17 protein-coding genes are annotated in these 17,465 nt (G+C 39.7%); 8 read left to right on the top strand and 9 right to left on the bottom strand.

Annotation, left to right across the window (positions count from 1 at the left end; genetic code table 11):
• The first annotated feature begins 119 nt into the window (after positions 1–119).
• Together ACNSN3_RS15840 and ACNSN3_RS15835 are read left to right on the top strand one after the other, a co-directional pair.
• On the top strand, positions 120–554 hold the full coding sequence (locus ACNSN3_RS15840) for an HIT family protein (protein WP_418609524.1): 435 nt from the start codon (positions 120–122) through the stop codon (positions 552–554).
• A gap of 734 nt (positions 555–1,288) precedes the next feature.
• Positions 1,289–1,483, top strand: coding sequence for a (2Fe-2S)-binding protein (locus tag ACNSN3_RS15835; RefSeq protein ID WP_010389142.1), 195 nt, complete (start codon positions 1,289–1,291; stop codon positions 1,481–1,483).
• A 107-nt stretch (positions 1,484–1,590) separates the two neighbouring features.
• Here the strand turns inward: ACNSN3_RS15835 and bfr (ACNSN3_RS15830) are convergent, their stop codons facing one another.
• From bfr (ACNSN3_RS15830) to ACNSN3_RS15815, 4 genes are all read right to left on the bottom strand, one after another.
• Positions 1,591–2,055: a bacterioferritin gene (gene bfr / locus ACNSN3_RS15830; protein WP_036955020.1), complete on the bottom strand. Its 465-nt coding sequence runs from the start codon at positions 2,053–2,055 to the stop codon at positions 1,591–1,593.
• Positions 2,056–2,066: 11 nt separating this feature from the next.
• The gene (gene bfr / locus ACNSN3_RS15825; RefSeq protein WP_013463107.1) at positions 2,067–2,540 is read right to left on the bottom strand and encodes a bacterioferritin; all 474 of its coding nucleotides are present in this window, start codon (positions 2,538–2,540) and stop codon (positions 2,067–2,069) included.
• A gap of 220 nt (positions 2,541–2,760) precedes the next feature.
• Positions 2,761–4,899 carry a TonB-dependent receptor gene (locus ACNSN3_RS15820; protein ID WP_418609521.1) on the bottom strand — a complete coding sequence of 713 codons (2,139 nt, stop codon included), beginning with the start codon at positions 4,897–4,899 and terminating at the stop codon, positions 2,761–2,763.
• Positions 4,900–5,166: 267 nt separating this feature from the next.
• Entirely contained in the window at positions 5,167–6,027 is an 861-nt protein-coding gene (locus ACNSN3_RS15815) for a cation diffusion facilitator family transporter (protein WP_418609519.1), read from the bottom strand.
• Positions 6,028–6,286: 259 nt separating this feature from the next.
• On the opposite strand from ACNSN3_RS15815, the gene ACNSN3_RS15810 reads away from it, so the two are divergent.
• The 4 genes from ACNSN3_RS15810 to ACNSN3_RS15795 all read left to right on the top strand — a co-directional run bounded on the left by ACNSN3_RS15810 (position 6,287) and on the right by ACNSN3_RS15795 (position 9,324).
• Positions 6,287–6,775, top strand: coding sequence for a GNAT family N-acetyltransferase (locus ACNSN3_RS15810; protein WP_138595836.1), 489 nt, complete (start codon positions 6,287–6,289; stop codon positions 6,773–6,775).
• Positions 6,776–6,845: 70 nt separating this feature from the next.
• Positions 6,846–8,198 (top strand): DNA-3-methyladenine glycosylase 2 family protein, encoded by a 1,353-nt coding sequence (locus ACNSN3_RS15805; protein ID WP_075170326.1) that lies wholly within the window; start codon positions 6,846–6,848, stop codon positions 8,196–8,198.
• Positions 8,195–8,662 carry a methylated-DNA--[protein]-cysteine S-methyltransferase gene (locus tag ACNSN3_RS15800; RefSeq protein WP_075170325.1) on the top strand — a complete coding sequence of 156 codons (468 nt, stop codon included), beginning with the start codon at positions 8,195–8,197 and terminating at the stop codon, positions 8,660–8,662. The genes ACNSN3_RS15805 and ACNSN3_RS15800 overlap by 4 nt, the downstream gene beginning before the upstream one ends.
• 77 nt (positions 8,663–8,739) lie before the next feature.
• Complete coding sequence (locus ACNSN3_RS15795) at positions 8,740–9,324, top strand: thymidine kinase (RefSeq protein ID WP_008112278.1); 585 nt, start codon at positions 8,740–8,742, stop codon at positions 9,322–9,324.
• On the opposite strand, the gene ltaE is transcribed toward ACNSN3_RS15795, so the two are convergent.
• Both ltaE and rlmF read right to left on the bottom strand, forming a co-directional pair.
• Positions 9,307–10,311: a low-specificity L-threonine aldolase gene (gene ltaE, locus ACNSN3_RS15790; RefSeq protein ID WP_418609515.1), complete on the bottom strand. Its 1,005-nt coding sequence runs from the start codon at positions 10,309–10,311 to the stop codon at positions 9,307–9,309. The two genes, ACNSN3_RS15795 and ltaE, sit on opposite strands and share 18 nt — an antisense overlap.
• 19 nt (positions 10,312–10,330) lie before the next feature.
• The gene (gene rlmF, locus ACNSN3_RS15785) at positions 10,331–11,263 is read right to left on the bottom strand and encodes a 23S rRNA (adenine(1618)-N(6))-methyltransferase RlmF (RefSeq protein WP_054201282.1); all 933 of its coding nucleotides are present in this window, start codon (positions 11,261–11,263) and stop codon (positions 10,331–10,333) included.
• Between the two features lie 129 nt (positions 11,264–11,392).
• Between rlmF and ACNSN3_RS15780 the strand changes: the two genes are divergently transcribed.
• Complete coding sequence (locus ACNSN3_RS15780) at positions 11,393–12,301, top strand: alpha/beta fold hydrolase (protein ID WP_010389130.1); 909 nt, start codon at positions 11,393–11,395, stop codon at positions 12,299–12,301.
• Here ACNSN3_RS15780 and ACNSN3_RS15775 read toward each other — a convergent pair.
• From ACNSN3_RS15775 to ACNSN3_RS15765, 3 genes are all read right to left on the bottom strand, one after another.
• The gene (locus ACNSN3_RS15775) at positions 12,270–13,712 is read right to left on the bottom strand and encodes a tetratricopeptide repeat-containing sulfotransferase family protein (protein WP_010389129.1); all 1,443 of its coding nucleotides are present in this window, start codon (positions 13,710–13,712) and stop codon (positions 12,270–12,272) included. The genes ACNSN3_RS15780 and ACNSN3_RS15775 overlap by 32 nt on opposite strands.
• Before the next feature lie 144 nt (positions 13,713–13,856).
• Complete coding sequence (locus ACNSN3_RS15770; RefSeq protein WP_055011929.1) at positions 13,857–16,427, bottom strand: TonB-dependent receptor plug domain-containing protein; 2,571 nt, start codon at positions 16,425–16,427, stop codon at positions 13,857–13,859.
• Positions 16,428–16,761: 334 nt separating this feature from the next.
• The gene (locus tag ACNSN3_RS15765) at positions 16,762–16,920 is read right to left on the bottom strand and encodes an oxidoreductase-like domain-containing protein (RefSeq protein ID WP_010389126.1); all 159 of its coding nucleotides are present in this window, start codon (positions 16,918–16,920) and stop codon (positions 16,762–16,764) included.
• A 104-nt stretch (positions 16,921–17,024) separates the two neighbouring features.
• On the opposite strand from ACNSN3_RS15765, the gene ACNSN3_RS15760 reads away from it, so the two are divergent.
• A complete protein-coding gene (locus ACNSN3_RS15760) occupies positions 17,025–17,447 on the top strand; it encodes a hypothetical protein (RefSeq protein WP_010389125.1) in 423 nt (140 codons plus the stop codon).
• Positions 17,448–17,465 lie beyond the last annotated feature (18 nt).

Here is a 17,465-nt window from a genome sequence, read left to right as displayed (position 1 = left end):
TCACATAACAAGGCGCTTAAACGGAAAAATTACAGTTGGCTCGCGCTTCGCGCAGTTTAGCCTAACTGTATTTTTCCGCTTACCTTGGCGTTATGCATTTCCGTAAGCTGGAGAAATCAGTGAACCCAATCTACGACAATAGTAATACTTTCGCGAAGATTATTGCTGGAGAGGCCCCCTGTGTAAAGGTCTATGAGGATGATTTAACGCTCGCATTCATGGATATAATGCCGCAGAAGGATGGTCACGTATTAGTAGTACCCAAGGAGCAAGCGGTCACAATTTACGATCTGTCTGCAGAAGCTGCTCAAGCATGCATGCTAACCGTTCAGAAAATAGGTAAAGCTCTCGAGCGCGCTATGGGGGTGACTGGGTCAACCATATTCCAGCACAATGGCTCTTCTGCCGGTCAAACTGTGGGGCATTTTCATTTTCATGTTTTTCCAGGACCTTTGTTGGTGATAAAAGACCATGGCGTGCAGTTTGAAGAGGTTGGGAAGCTTAAAGAGATAGCTGCGTTAATCATTGCACAATTAGAAAGTCCACATGCATAACAAGTGCAGGCACGGCGACTCCCACTACATTGCGCCTCCGGCTCCATTTCGTGGGCGCGCGTGCTGCAAGCGTTACCACTGTCTGCAAATGGCACAAACCGGAAATAGCCCACGCACTAATCCTATATTTATACATTAAGGCTTCTTTAGACTTAATGTAATTCATTTTAATCATTCAACTATTTACCTAAACTTAGGGTCTGTTGGCCTTTACGGATTAATACTTGTTCAAACTAGGGGGGATTTAATCGCGACGCGAGATTTGTAACCTAGTGGGCTAAGTAAAAATCGAGCAAAGCTTCCGCGTCCTGCTCACGCCCCTTACCTACATCCATGTAGGCAACAAAGAGTTAATTGCCCCTAGGCAGAACCCTTCGGGCAGCGCCTGTTTGGCATTGATGCTGCGTTATCGCCTATTTATGGGGAATAACCACACCACATAGACTCTGCCTTGCCTAAAGACCAAACAGACTGCTGCAAATTTAACCTTGAAAGGTCAACAGACCCTGAACCTACTTAAATTTAAGGCGAGACTCTAGTTAATAAATCTCAATTTAAGTGCCATACTTCGAATGAAATTCAAACAATTCTCAACTTGCCGCGAATTCTCAACTTAAGTGGCGCTGGCCAAAAAAAATGCAAAAAATTCAAATTTTATAAAAAAACCAATTGATAACTATTTTCGTTTAGATTAATATAAACCCACTAAATGAAATTGAGAGTTGTTTGTATTCATGTATGTTTGTCTTTGTCACGGTGTGACCGATAAAAAAATTGAGCAAACCATCGACGATGGTGCTACTACCATGCGCGAGCTAACTAAAGAGCTTAAAGTGGGCAGCCAATGCGGTAAGTGTTGTTGCTGTACTAAAAAGATCCTCAATCGTAAACTGATTCAAATTGCAGATATAACCGATCAAGTGGCTTAATAGTAATTTATAAAAGTAGGCCCTATCTAAACGAATTGGTTTAACATTTAAAAATTAAACATAAAAAAAGCAGCCTTAGCTGCTTTTTTTGTATTTATAACTTTAACTTACAGTTGCGATTGTAAGTAGTTTTCAAGCCCAGTGTTTTTGATCAGTAGTTGCTGTGTTTCTAGCCAATCAATTTGCTCTTCTTGCTCATTTAAAATGTTATCGAGCGCTTCGCGGCTAATGTAATCTTTTTTACTCTCAGCTAGCTTAATGGCTGTGCGTAGCTCATCTACTGTATCAAGTTCAAAGCTCATGTTAGCGGCAATCATTTCTTCGCTGTTTTCACCAATGCGTAAGCGTCCTAAATCTTGAAGGTTAGGCAGGCCTTCTAAAAATAAAATACGCTCAATTAAACGATCGGCGTTTTTCATCTTTTGTATCGATACTTTGTAATCAGCTTTGTCTAGTTTACTAAAACCAAAATCTTTAAACATGCGTGCATGTAAAAAGTATTGGTTAATACCCACAAGCTCATTAGCAAGTACTTTATTTAGTGCTGCAATAACGTCTTTATCGCCTTTCATAATATAAGTCCTTATTCGCCCATTTGAGCTTGGTGATAGTTTTGAGTGCCAATTTTGTCAATCAGACCCAGTTGTTGCTCTAACCAGTAGACGTGATCTTCTTCGGTATCAAATAATAGCTTTTCTAGAATTTCACGAGATTGATAATCTTGCTGTTGTTCACAGATAGCAATAACCTCTTTAACACACTCAACCACTTCAAGTTCTAAGGTTAAGTCGTTTTGCATCATGCTTTTTACATCGTCACCAATTAACAGATCACGACGTTTAGTCATGTTTGGTACGCCTTCTAAAAAAAGAATACGCTTAATTAGCCAGTCAGCGTGGTCTTTTTCTTCTTCCATTTCATGGTTAAGACGCTCATAAAGTTTGTTTAGGCCCCAATCGTCGTACATACGAGAATGAATAAAATACTGGTCAATAGCAGCTAATTCGTTAGCTAACAATGTATTGAAGGCGTCGATTACTTTTTGATTACCTTTCATAGCGCTTATCCTAAAAATTCTAATTGTGGCTAGTCTAGTATATAGGCACAGAATTGCAAGTAATTTACTTATAAATCATATGGTTAATATTGAGTTTGATTCTCGTTTAAGTTTGCATTGCTGGTTGATAAATGGACAGGTTGTTATTTGTATTTTAGATCAGCAAGTTAGTTGAGGGTATAAGCGCGTTCATACTGTAAAAGTATGAACGCGTAAGTGATTAAAATTGATAAGTAACACCTACTGTGGCCGTGGTACCTAAACCTTTAATGTTGTATCCACCATAGGTGTAAGATTGTGCACGGGCAGGGAAGTAATCTTGGTTAAATAAGTTTTCTACCCCGATAAAACCTTGCCAACTATCTGCAAACTGATACTGACCACTTAAATTAAACACAGTGTAGTTATCGACAGGTCCCTGATCGCCAACATATTTACCATTATCATTAGGCTCAAAGCGCTTTCTATCACCCACATACAAGTAACTTAATGTTAATGATAGGGTATCCGTAGGTTGCCAGTTAAGATTGGCTGTGGCTTTTGGTGGGCTGATTTGCTTAGAGCCTAAGTATATATCTGCTTCAGTATTTTCACCTTCTACATAGCTATACGTTGCTAGTAATTTAAGAGATGAGCTTATGGTGTAGTCTACTAAGGCTTCATAACCCCAAATTTCTTGAGGTGCTCTAACCGGTTCATAAACACCCGTTACTTCATTAAATTTGTTTGTAGTGCCAAGCTCAGAGGTGCTTCGATATGCTGCGACTTCTAAACGAACTGCATCAAATTGAGAATTAAAACCAATTTCATAATTATCGATAATTGAAGCTTGTGTTTGAATAAGGCCTATATCATTCACTGTGGCAGAGCGAAGCAGGCGGCCAATATCTGATATATCAGATCCCTGTGAGTAGTTTAAAAAGGGGCTGAATTTTTCATCTAGATTGTATTTAATGCCCACGTTATAGGTCGTAGCATTGTAATCAACCGTGTCGCCTTTTACGCTAATTGGCACAGAGCATTGCGTGGCCGTTTTACATAATTTAAGCGTGCGATAATCATCTACGCTAAGGTCGATATTTTCTTTGCGTACACCGGCCTTTATTATTAAGTCATTAGCAATAACCCACTTAGTTTGTAAAAAGCCCGCGACACTTTTCATGTCCATTTCTGGCACCCAAACACGCCCATCAACCAGCGGTTGTGCAGTTACATCATTTAACGCATCAATTCCGTAAATAAATGACGCTTCAACTGAGTCAAAGTCTACCTGGGTATTAAAAGTTGCTCTGGCGCCTTTTTTTTCTGAACTTATAACTGATTGACCACCTTGATAATTCTCATCAGGATTGGCAAGGTTTGGAGAGAAGAAAAACACATTTTCTATATCTTGCGTATAGAGGTCTAACGTCATTTGTGTGTTTTCAAGCAGTGCGTAGTCGGTGTATTTTAAGGTTATATTTTCGTTGCCTTCTGGCCCTTGTGGTTTACCTTGCTTTTGTAATTCTGACGGCACATGAATGGCGTAGGTTTTTTCTCTTAGGCTCATATCACCAACAACATCACCTAAGTCGGTTTTTTGTTGTGAACTGAAGTAGTTATAACTAAATTGGAGTTGCTTTTCATCATCAAAGTCATAGCCAAGCTTAGTGAAGTAATTTTGTGTAACGGCATCAGATAAACCATATTGTAAACCGAGAATATCGCCTTGCGAATCGCGTTGTACACCGTTTTCTTCATAGCTTGCTGTTACTAAGTAGCTAAATTTATCTGCACGACCATTCAATGCTGCAGATAACCTTGCGCCTGCGCTTTCTTCAAGTTTTACCGCACTAAAACGACTCGATAAGCTTATTTCACCTTGGGTTTGCCCATCGCTTTGTGCTTGCTTGGTAATATAGTTAATAATTCCGCCTGATGCGCCGTTACCATAAATTGACGTTGCTCCTTTTATGACTTCTATTCGACCTATTGCGCTTGGATCTAAGGTTTTTACCCCTAATGATCCGTTACGCAGTGGCGTTGACTGTGGCACGCCATCAATCATGATCAGTGGGGCACGCCCGCGTAAAGTTTGTCCTGAATTACTTGAGCTTCCAGTATCTGGAGCAAGGCCGGGAACCATTTGTGCTAAAAGGCTTTGTAATTCTGGATTAACTTTTAAATGCGCTTCTATTTGCTTTTGACTAATAATAGTTATGGAAGCAGGGACCTCATCAATACTTTCAAAAACACGACTACCCGAAACAATAACGTGCTCCATTTCTGTTTGATTTAAATTTCTTTGGATCGTTGATTCGTCTGCAATACTGGCGCCACTGACTATTAATGCTATTAAGCTCAGAGATGTTTTAAACATGCGGGTCCTTCGTTTGAATGGTTTTAGTTGTATTAATGATGGGCGCAATATTAAGAGTAATTCAAAGTAAACGCAAGGTTAATGATAATTGTTTTTATTTGCATGTATACTATTGCAAGCTATAGGGGGTCAAATATAACGTTGCGTTAAAATAGATGCTCGTAACGGCAGTTGATTATTGTTAGCAGGCCTTCTGCGTTTTGTTGCACAAGGCATAAAAATAAAGATGCGATTAGCTTTAATTACAAAGTAATTTGTATAATCAAACTAAGGTGAACAACACTCAATTACGCAGTGTTCAATTGCAAATTCATCATGTAAATAGTGTTTTATGGCATTAAGCTCAATAGGGGTATCTGTTTGCATCACAATTTCACAGTGAGTGGTAGTATCGTCCAGTTGCCACGCTTTTATTGATTTTATTTGCGTAATAGCAAACTGTTGCAGTAATTTCTTGCTTATAAGTTGCTGATCAAAACCAATGGGTGCTGCTTGCATTAAAATGCTGCAGCTGGCTTTAAGTAATAACACGCCGTGATAAATAACGTACAGTGATATTAAAATGGTCGCTATTAAATCAACGACATACCACTGGTATAAAATGATTAAAGTACCGGCAATAATAACGACTATTGATGCCATTGCATCAGATACATTATGAATAAACGCCGCCTTTATATTCATGTTATTTTTAGCGCCGGCTTTAAAGGTTAATAACGCAGTGACTAAATCAACGAGTAGCGCTACTGCGGCAACCCATACAATAATCCAACCGTTAATTGGTTGGGGGTTTAAATAACCATTTATGGCTTCAAAAATTAAATAACCCCCGATGACTATTAACGTAGTGCTATTAAAAAGGGTTGCTAGTATCTCTGCGCGTTTGTAGCCAAAATGATGGGTTGTATCAGCCTGTTTATTGCCAATTTTTCGGGCAACGAGGGCAATAAATATAGAGGCCGCATCACTTAGGTTATGTAATGCATCGGCAATTAATGAAAGGCTACCAGAAAATACGCCACCAACAACTTGCACTGCAGTCAGTAAAACATTTATAAATACGGCAAGAGTGAGCTGTTTATCACTTTGGTTATCATCAACGTGACTGTGTGAGTGACCATGACCCATTTTAGTTAAACTCCCTTATTGCTTTACTTTTTACTCATAATGACAACTTTTTACGATTTATAAAAGCGCTGTTTTAATTTGTTTTTTAGATATCTTAATGGCTAAATTTAAATAAGCCCGTGATAGTTACGTATTGAATATAAAAACGATATGCTAGGGTATAAATAATTGTATTAATGGCTTAAGTTATCATAATTATTTAGGCACTTTTTATTTTGAATTTAATAGGCATAAAAGTCGTTTTGAAGGGTTAATAACAATGAACACAGCAATAGAAATTCGCGATGCACAGCCAAGTGATGCAAAAACAATTTTGCATTTTATTAATGAGCTTGCCATTTACGAAAAAGAGCCAGATGCAGTTAAAACCAATGAACAAGCAATTTTAGATACACTGTTTTGCGACGGCGCAACAGCGCACAGTTTAATTTGTTTACAAGATGATGAACCGATTGGTTTTGCGGTGTATTTTTACAACTACTCTACTTGGTTAGGTAAAAATGGTCTCTATTTAGAAGATTTATATGTTAGCCCAGATAGCCGTGGAAATGGTGCCGGTAAAGCTATCATGAAAGAGCTGGCAAACAGAGCAATAAGCAAAGACTGTGGCCGCTTTGAGTGGGTAGTGCTTGATTGGAATAAACCCGCGATTGATTTTTATAATAGCATGGGCGCTGAGCCACAGAATGAATGGATTATATATCGTTTAACGGGCCAAGCATTGATTGATTTTGCAAACAAAGATTAGTGCCGAATATGGCCAGTAATATACCTAGTTTTTGTTAAGCTAAGCGCTACATAACTTATAAGAGCAATTTATGGTTAATCAGCATTGGCAAAAAGCGCGTCAGAGCCGCGATGCGCGTTTTGATGGGCTTTTTTATGTAGCGGTAAAAACCACAGGTATTTATTGTCGGCCAATTTGCCCCGCGCCCACTGCGCATGAAAAAAATGTAACCTACTATCAGTTTGCGCACTCTGCTGCGCAAGCAGGGTTTAGGCCTTGTATTCGTTGCAGGCCCGATAGCGCACCAGGTAGTGCTGCTTGGCTGGGATCACAAACCACTGCATTGCGTGCTAAGCAGTTAATTGATCAATATCACGAGTGTGATTGTGAAGTACTTGCTGCGCGTTTAGGAATAAGCAGTCGCTATTTAAGACGGCTTTTTTCTCAATATTTTGGTCTTTCAGTAACTCAATATCGGTTATTTAATCAATGCCATTTTGCAAAAAAATTGATTCAAGAAACCAGCTTACCGCTTACCGAGATAGCGTTTGCTTCCGGCTTTAAAAGTGTGCGACGATTCAATGATGCTTTTTTAAAACAACTTAATATCGCGCCCTCAGCGCTCAGAACCGCCAAGCATTCAACTGATCTTGGGCTCACCTTAATTTTGCCTTTTCGTCCGCCGTATAACTGGCAAGCATTGCATGGGTTTTTAGCAAAACGACTTATAGAGCCAATAGAGTGGTTAACGCCAACCAGTTATGGGCGTACTTTTACTTATAAATCGTGTAGAGGCCGCTTTAATGCTGAATTTATTGCAGATAAACATCATTTTCGGGTGCAAATTGATATAGATAATACGCAATATTTACAGCCAGTTATTAACAACATTCGCCGTGTACTTGATTTAGATGCAGATACTTATTTAATTGAGGCGCATTTAAGCGAACACATTAATAATGCATTTCCACTTACTAAAGGCTTAAGGTTACCGGGTATTTGGTCAACCTTTGAAGCGGGTATTCGCGCTGTGTTAGGTCAGCAGGTGAGTGTAACTGCGGCGCATAATTTAGTGACTCAATTAGTGCAACAGCTTTCGGAGCAACAAGAGGGAAAGGTGTACTTTCCAACACCTGAAGTAGTGGCAGGTAGTGATTTTGCTTTTTTTAAAATGCCGCAGGCACGTAAAAATGCACTGCATAATCTCGCTGAATTTTGTGCTATTCACCCCAAGGAGGATGATTTAGACCAATGGCTTACTTTAAAAGGAATTGGCCCTTGGACGGTTAATTACGCAAAACTGCGCGGTCAAAGCCAACCCGATATTTTACTTGATGGCGATTTAGGGGTTAAAAAAGCCCAAGCGGCAGCAAGCTCGTTTGAATCTGCGAACTGTGCACCATTTCGATCTTACTTAACTTTTCAACTTTGGCAGCAATTATGATAGTGCAAACCAGTTTACCCAGCCCGATTGACGATATTATTATTCAGGCAACTGAAAACGGTATTAGTTATGTGGGGTTTTATCCACCGACCAGTTATACCAGTACGCCTTTAAATAAGGTGACTAATTCACATGTTTTATCTTGTGTGGCGCAGCTTAATGAGTACTTTGCTCATACGCGTACTGAGTTTGATTTAGAGCTTGATACTGGCGGCACGCCATTTCAGCAAAGCGTATGGCAGGCATTACAAAGCGTACCGTTTGCTAAAGTGGCAACCTATAAAGATATTGCCATACAATTAAATAATCCTAAAGCAGTGAGGGCGGTGGGGGCTGCAAATGGCAAAAACCCAATCAGCATTATTGTGCCGTGTCACCGCATCATTGGTGCAAATAAAAAGCTAACTGGTTATGCTGGTGGCTTAGAGCGTAAGCAATGGTTACTAGAGCACGAAGCAAAATAAATAAAATAGCGTTTCCAAATTTGTATTCTCTGCACTTTAGGGTAGCATAAGCGCACTTTTTATTTGAAGGCACGGCCATGGCGCAATTATACTTTTACTACTCTGCAATGAATGCAGGTAAATCAACCACTTTATTACAATCAGCGTTTAATTATAAAGAGCGCGGTATGGAGCCGGTGATCCTCACGGCTGCCATTGACGATAGAGCAGGAGTGGGCAAAGTATCCTCACGTATAGGCCTTCAAGCAGATGCACATATTTATGATGCGGATAAAGACGTATACGAGCTAATTAAATCGCTCAATAGTGATAAAAAACGCCATTGTGTACTCGTGGATGAATGTCAGTTTTTATCTAAAGATCAAGTTATGCAGTTAACCGATGTAGTCGATGAGTTAGGTATTCCCGTATTGTGTTACGGCTTAAGAAACGACTTTAGAGGTGAGTTATTTAGCGGCTCGCAATATTTACTTGCTTGGGCTGATAAGTTAATAGAACTTAAAACGGTGTGTCATTGTGGGCGTAAAGCAAATCACGTATTACGTACCGATGAAAATGGCGAGGCTATTGCCGATGGCAACCAAGTAGAAATTGGCGGCAACGACCGTTATGAATCGGTGTGCCGCAAACATTATAAAGCCGCGTTAAATATGGGCCGTTAAGGCTTTAATAAAGGTATCTATATCCGCTTTGGTAATACCTAAATGGGTTACTAGCCTAAGTTGCTTACTTGGGCTAAACACAATGCCCTGTACTTTTAAATCGGCTGCTAGTTTTGTGATGTTTATGCTGTTATCAAACGTAGCGTAAACCATGTTTGTGGTATTACTCATGTTTACGTTAAAACCTGCCACGTTATTTAACTGCTTTGCTAAATAACGTGCATTAGCGTGGTCATCGACTAAACGTTGAGTGTTATTTTCTAAAGCATATTGCCCCGCAGCAGCTAATATACCCGCTTGGCGCATACCGCCGCCAAGCACTTTTCGCCAGCGTCTTGCTTTGGCTATCAATGCTGTTGAACCAAGCAATAATGAACCAACAGGTGCACCTAATCCTTTTGATAAGCAAATAGATACAGAGTCAAAATGTTGGGTTATTTCTTTAATATCAACGTTAAGCTCTGCAGCGGCATTAAAAGCGCGAGCGCCATCTAAATGCAGTGCTAAGTTATGTTGGTTAACAAATTCGCGTGCTTTGAGTAAATAATCAATACCGAGTACTTTACCACCTATGGTGTTTTCAAGGCTTAACAGGCGGGTTTTTGCAAAGTGGCTATCATCGGGTTTAATTGCTGCAGCAATTTTAGTAAAACATAGACTACCATCGGCTTCATTTTCAATAGGCTGTGGCTGAATAGAGCCTAAAACGGCAGCGCCACCGCCTTCAAACTTGTAGTTATGAGCATTTTGGCCACATATATACTCGTCGCCGCGTTCACAATGGGCCATTAATGCAAGCAGATTTGTTTGTGTGCCTGAGCTACAAAAAAGTGCATCTTGCACATTAAAACGTAATCGAGCATAAGCTTCTAATTGGTTTACACTTTCATCATCGCCATAAACGTCGTCGCCGACGGGGGCATGATACATAATATCCCGCATTTTGCTGCACGGTTTTGTTACTGTATCTGAGCGAAAATCTATCATGGGGTGTCCTTAAGTGGCTTTATACTAATTCTTCACAAATTTGTTCTCGGGTGGCTTTATCAAAATAGCTCCATGCAATAAAGCGACTGACTTTTTGCCCTTGTGCCATTTCAACAATTTTAAATTCACTAATAGGCTGTTGTTTTAGCTGTGCTTCTAAGGCTGCTAGAGTTTCTTTTTTAGAAACCAACGAGGTAAACCAAATTACTTGGTCACTGTGATCCCTGCTTTCTTTGATCATGTTAGAAATGAATGCTAATTCACCACCTTCACACCACAGCTCATTACTTTGTCCGCCAAAATTAAGTGCTTGCGAAGGCGCTTTGCCTAAGTTTTTCCATTTACGTTCACTGCCTTTACTGGCTTCTTCTGCACTGGCGTGAAATGGCGGGTTACACATCGTTAAATGATACAAATCTTTCGCATTAATCACCCCTTTAAAAATATGCTCGGGATTTTTTTGTTGTTTAAGCGTTATTTTTAGATTATTGAACTGAGCGAGCTGCTTGGCTATTTTTATTGCTGCAGAGTCTATGTCGCTGCCAGTAAAATGCCATTGGTATTCGCTATTGCCCGTTAGCGGGTAAACTAAGTTAGCGCCAGTGCCTATATCAAGCACTTTAATTTGTCGGCCAGTGGGAATAACCTGCTGATTATCTTCGCTGAGTAAGTCAGCTAAGTAATGAATATAATCTACTCTACCTGGAATAGGTGGGCACAAGTTGTGCTCAGGAATGTCCCAAAAGTTAATGTTGTAATGACTTTTTAATAGCGCCTGATTCAAGGTTTTTACAGCTAAGTTATTACTAAAATCAATACTTTGATTGCCTGCTGGAGTCGTAATTAAAAAAGCAGTTAACGAAGGGGTTTGCGAGGTAAGCAAATTAAAATCGTAACCATTTTTGTGTTGATTGCGCGGATGTAATTTAGAACGAGTTGATTTTGCTTTCATGAGGCTTTTTTAACAACAGGAATAAAATCCAATAGTAACAAATACAGACAGAAAAAGTGCATAATTTTCCCTTTGGCTTACCAGTTATTACTGGTAGGATGAGTTGTTAGCAATTATAAGGAATTCGCTTTGGCAGTTACTCAAGAGTCTGTTTTTATTAAATTAGGTGACCATCAAACACTGCATTTGCGTCGTATCGCCAACCAGCAGCCAAGTGGGCCTGTGGTGCTATTAATTCATGGCGCGGTAGAAAATGGCAAAATATTTTACACTCATAGCAATAAAGGGTTAGCGCCTTTTTTAGCTGAACAAGGGTATTGTTGCTACGTAGCTGATTTACGCGGGCGTGGTGAAAGTAAACCTGCTATTTGTAAGCAAGCACGGTATGGACAAACTGAGGCGATTGTTGAAGATATTCCGGCATTTATTGAGAAAATTGAACAGTTAGAGAGTAAAAAACCTGACTTTTTAGTTGCTCATTCTTGGGGTGGGGTGTTGCTTAATAGCGTGTTTGCTCGCTTTCCTGAGCTGATAAACGATGTAAAAGCGTGTGCCTATTTTGGTTCAAAGCGTTCGCTATTTAATAATCACCCTAAAAAGTTATTTCAGGCCAATTTGATTTGGTATTTTATGGCACCAATTTTAGCGAAAAAACACGGTTATTTACCGGCAAAACGCTTAAAGTGGGGCAGTGATGATGAAACTCAAAAGTCGCACTATCAAAGTATGCAGTGGGCGAAGCAAAATCCATGGGTAGACAGTGATGATGGCTTTGATTACGCTAAAACATTAGCAACTCTCACGCTTCCTCCAACGTTACATATTGCGGCAGTAAAAGATAAAGCATTGGCACAGCCTATCGATATTCAAAAGTTTATTGATGAGTCAGGTACTGGGGTGCAAAAAATGCAAATATATGGCCGCCGCTTTGGGCACAAAGTAGATTACGATCATATTAATATGCTTACTCACCCTCAGGCACGCCAAGAACAGTTTATGGATGTGCTTAATTGGTTTGAGGCAACGAGAGCAAACTAAGTAAAGGGGCTTCATAACGCTGCCACTTATCAAGGCTTTTGTTATTTACAGGTTGCCTGATGGCATGTTTACTGAGCGTTGTAACGGCGCTTTTGTTTTTGTAAAAGTCCAAACAAGTGTGTTCAAATTCGCAGCCAGTAAAACTCAATAGTGCGGTTAATTGATCTTTAGGATTTTCAATTAACTGCTCGTAACTTAAATTATAAATAGCTAAGCGGTTAAATTGCTGCCAATGGCTCATCAGTTTTTCATAAAGCTGATGATACAAAGCAAATTCATTTAAATCACAAAAATAGGGTTCGTTTTCAGCAAAGTAATTAGTAAACACTGAAAATGCGGTTGCATGAAAGTTGCGGGTCAGGTTTATAAACTTAGCATCTGGGAATAAAATATAAATTAACCCTAAGTTTTGGTAGTTGCTAGGCAGTTTATTGATAACAAATGCGCAATTGCCCTCAAAAGAGCTTAACGTATCTAAATAAATAGCTCTGGCTTGGTTAATTAAAGGCATTGTTAGCTTAGTTAAGCATTGAGGGTAGCGTAACCCTGTTTTATGTTCTAAAAAGGCGACTACCTTATTACTAATACTGGAGTCTTCTCCAAGCGTTGCCCATTGACTGTGCCCTGCTAACATTTGTTCTAGTAGGGTTGAGCCGCTTCGTGGCATGCCAATAATAAACACAGGTGTGACAGGATACTGCTTATTTAGTTTTGCTAAATTGAGCACACTTTCATTGTTATATTCAATAAGTTGATCATAAAACCCAATTAAATCTTCAGTATTAAATTCACTGAGTTTGTGTTGTTGCTGATTGGCAATCACAAAATAGTTAAACGCTTGATCAGTATCGTCTAACTTGTCGTAACTTTTAGCTAAAGCATAGTAGCAGACCATTTTTAAGCGTAGGTTATTTGTTTGTGTTAAAAAATGGTGTAACTGATCAATGTAATTATTTGCTTTATTAAAGCGCCCTAATTGTACCAATTCAAATAAAACATAAGCCGTAACCGGTGCTATCCCAAGCTTTAATGCCTCCTCAAATGTGGCCTGCGCTTTATCAAGCTCGCCAAAATTTAAATAATGCTGAGCTAAATAATAATGGGTGTCTGGGTTGTCTGCGGCAATGCTTGTTGCGTATTCGAGTACTTTTTGCGCATCTTCAGGGGAGTTGACCGCATTAAATGCATCACTTAATGCATACAAAGGTTCTAATACATAAGGGAGGTGCTGACACGCTCGTTGTAGTATATACACAGCAGCATCAAATTGTTCCAAACGCAGTGCTACTTTACCAAGGCCAAACAGGGCGTCACCATTGTCAGGCTCTGCTTGTAATAGCGTTTTGTAATGAAACTCAGCTTCTCTAAGCTTGTTTTGTGACAATAACTCATTCGCTTTTTTTAGTAGCATAATACAACTAATATTCTTTTTATTTACTATAACCCCAAAGCCACAAAAAATGCGAGTGTAAAAGTCATTTTAAATGGGTTTATAGAGGGTAATAAAAAGGCGAAATGCTTTACACATTTCGCCTTTGATTATCATTAACACATTTTAGAAAGTATAGGTTGCTTTAGCGTAGTAAAAGCCACCATTAATTCCGTATGGAGATGTTTCGTAGTACTTACCACCCCAGTTGTTATTTGGTGCTACGGCGAAATCAAGTTTCTCTGCTTCTTGATCCAGTAGGTTTTGTGCACCGACTGAGAAACTAATTGAGTCATTCATGAAGTAAGTTACTTCAACATCTAATGTGACTGCTGCATCAGCCATTTTAGCCGTTTCATCATAATCTACGTGAACGCCTTGGTACTCACCAAAGTAGTTAAGGCGAGAAAATGCTGAAAAGCTTTCCCATTGTTGTGCCCAGCTCAGTGTTGCACGGTGATTAGGTAAGTCATTTTCAAGACGACTTACTTTAAATGCACCGGTAATATCACTTGAGCGTGTTACTTCTGTCTCATTCCAGTTGTAAGCTAAGCTAAATGTAGAGCTACCACTGAACAACTCAGCCGAGTAGTTAGCAACTAAGTCAACACCTTGAGTAGTGGTATCAAAGTCATTGGTAAAGAAACTAACTTGCGCTAAGTTTTGTACGTTAGGTACACCAGCAGCTTCGAGTGTGTCTTTATCTGCTTGGCTAAGTTCTATTTTATCTGACTGACTAATACGATCATCTACTTGGATGTTGTAGTAATCAACTGTTAAGAATAAATCGCCAATGGTGTATACCGCACCAAAGGTGTAGCTTTGCGATTCTTCAGGTTCAAGTTCAGTACCACCTAGTTGAATAGCAATTGGGTTTGTAGGTGGTAACAATGCTGAATCTACCAGTACACCACTGCTTAAGTTAGTTTGTACGTTACTAACATTTGCTTGGCCTACGGTAGGCGCACGGAAACCGGTGCTAATTGAGCCTCGAACGTTTAGATCTTCAGTAAGGTGGTATTGACCCATTAACTTATAGTTAGTGGTTGAACCAAAGGTATCGTAATCTTCGTAGCGAAGCGCTAAGCCCATTAAGAATTCTTCAGTAAATGGCGCTTCAATATCAATGTAAGCTGCATAGTTGCGACGGTCGTATTCGCCTGCATCTGATGGTTTAAATCCAGGGAAACCGTTAGAACCAATACCAAAACCTTGATCAGTTAATGGGCCGGCAATAAATGAAGCTTCATCGCCTGCTACTACAGTAAAGGTTTCTTCATGCCACTCTAAACCACCGGCAATGTTTACATCGTAAGCTAAGTCAAAGTCAAAACCCTTTGAAATATCAAAATTAAAGTTTTTCTCTAATTGTTCATATTTACCTGGGCTAAAATCACGCGGGCTATCTGGACCCAATGATGCATTGATTGTGTCGTATATAAAGTAGCGAGATTCGTTGTAACCTACAGTACCGCTTAAATCATAGTAAGCGCCTTCTAAAAAGCCACCAGTAAACTCACCTTTAGTACCAATAGTGAGTGACGTATCGGTGATATTACCACCAAAGTTTGGTGTAAAACCGCCCGGAAGCATTTCGTTAAATGCGAAACAATCAGGGTTGTTTGCTACACCATTAATGTAGTCAGGGTTATCAAGAACGTTGTCATCAATCATAATGGTTGGACAGTTACCGCTCATATCACCGGTTAAGTCACCAACAAGAAGTGTTTCGCCACCATCGTTTGAGTATGCACCAGGGCGAGTATGCGGGTTACGGTAATAAAAACCACCGCGTACATCACGCTCTGAGTAGTTACCAAACATATAAAATTGAGAGTCGTTAGTTAGCTCTAAACCAACATTACCAAAGATAGAGATGTCGTCATCTACCTCAGGTGCACCCCATACTTGGGTGATTGGGGCAATGTCTGGAACGCCTGCAGCATCAAGTGCTGTGGCATCGGCTCTTTGTACAGAACGGCTGGTCGCATCGGCTGTTTTGTACTGAAAACTTAAATTTGCAAAACCGCTATCGGTAAATGGTAAGCCCACATTACCTGAAATTTGGGTTGTATCACCATCGCCTTCGTAATATTGGCCTTTACGAACTTCGAATGACCCGCCTTCTGAGGCATCTTTAAGTTGGAAGTTTAAAACCCCAGCAATCGCATCAGAACCATATTGTGCAGCAGCACCATCGCGAAGTACTTCTACTTGTTTCAGTGCAATACTTGGAATAACTGAAATGTCGGCACCTTGAGCACCATCATTAATACCACCACCTAAAAAGGCAATAACAGAGGCACGATGACGACGTTTACCGTTAAGTAAAATTAGTGTGCTATCAGAAGGAAGTCCGCGCAAGTTTGCAGGGCGTACTAATGAAGCGGCATCACTGATTGGCATTGAGTGAACGTTTAAAGAAGGAATAGCTCCTTTTAACAGCTCTAGCATATCTGTGTTGCCTGACTTGCTAAGCTCTTCGCCACCGATAATGTCGATAGGAACAGGTGAGTCACCAATAGAGCGAGGCGCAGAGCGCGTACCAACTACGGCAATTTTTTCTACGTTTTTGTTTACTTTAACTTCGGTTTGCTCTTCTTGAGCAATTGCTGAACCAGAAACAAACAAGCCTGCGGCTGTTGTTGCTAGAGCAAATTTGATCGCCTGTTGAAGCGCATTGCTTTTTAATTTCATTCTAAATATCCCCAGTTAGAATTGATTTGTATAGTCTATTTACTGACTTATTTTTGTGGACATTTCACATTCAATGGGGAGCAAATATAGCTAACTCACTCCTAAAAGCTTAATTAATTAAGCGCACCTCCTGTGAGTCCTCGAAATAGACTATAGATAAAAAAACTAAAGAGGGCAATGGCTAATTAACTACTATTTAACAAGTGGAAACAAATGGTTTATCTAAAAATAACGCAGAGTTAATCACAACTAGGGCGAGAAAAGGGGGTAAAAACAGACATTGATACATAATTACTAACTAAATAAGCTATTTTAGTTATTTTCTATTATTGAATTAAATTGACTTACTGTTGATATTTTCACCATGGTGTTTTTTCCACGCAGCCAGCTTTTCTTTATATTCATCCCACACGCAAGGGCAGCAACTGCCGCCGCCACAGCACTCATCAGATTTTGGTCTTTCGGGTTTAGTACTAGGGATGTTTTTTTGCATTTTTTTATTACAAAAGTGGAAAAAAGGACGCTTAGAATAAATGATTGAATAAAGCGTGTAAATTATTCTTTGTGAACTTAGAACGCTGTGTGAGAATACAGGCTATGCGATTATATAAAGTCATTCATCGTGCACCCTGGCGGGTTGCTAAAATAAGTAAAAAGCGACAACAACTACGCTTTCGTCGTGCTATGGTCGCGCTTAAAATAGCCCTTGCTCAGGAAAAGCAAGAAACCAAAGAAATGCTAATAACTTATAGGCGTTATACCCAAGGGCAAACAAACAAAGCAGAACTAAAACGCGCCAACGAGCAGTTTGTAGATATATTAAAAGGATTAGGACTAGGCGTTTTTGCGTTATTACCGTTTGCACCATTAACTATTCCACTGGTTGTTAAACTAGGGCAGTTAGTGGGTGTTGATGTATTGCCAAGTTCTTTTAGTATGAATAAGCCTATTAAAGAAATTGATCAACAGATTGCTCAACAAAGCCAACAGCAAGACTCAACTCCCTCAAAGAAGAAGTAAGCTAGCAGAACATAATTA

The organism is Pseudoalteromonas sp. US3C1004 (assembly GCF_048401065.1).
GTDB lineage: Bacteria > Pseudomonadota > Gammaproteobacteria > Enterobacterales > Alteromonadaceae > Pseudoalteromonas > Pseudoalteromonas undina.
This window is presented reverse-complemented; position numbering and strand designations above follow the sequence as displayed.